The following is a 279-nucleotide window of genomic DNA, read 5'->3' as shown; positions in this document are numbered from 1 at the left end:
ATCTAAAATTGCACATTCTAATTCTCTAGCATTAACACCTTGTTCAACTAAAATTTTGCTATCATATTGTCCTGCATTTTCTATTGCAATTTTTAATTCTTCTTTATTAGTTGCCTTTTTTACCCCTACAGAAGATCCAGAATTTGATGGTTTAACAAACATTGGAAATTTTAATTTTTCTGCTATTTTTTCTATATTAAATAAAAGTTTTATCTACTTCAAGTTCCTCTCCGTATTTCTTTACATCAAACTTTTCTGTATCTTCTACAATTGTTATTG

The 279-nt window shown here is 26.9% G+C and carries 1 pseudogene; it reads right to left on the bottom strand.

The features are described 5' to 3' along the window. A pseudogene (locus AC2FA3_RS15155) lies at nt 1-186 on the bottom strand (D-alanine--D-alanine ligase A); the annotation flags it as partial. Between the last annotated feature and the right edge of the window lie 93 nt (nt 187-279).

Source organism: Janibacter sp. CoH_79_TC_3 (assembly GCF_058197955.1).
Note: the sequence above shows the minus strand (reverse complement) of the source record. Positions and strands in the feature narration are given on the sequence as shown.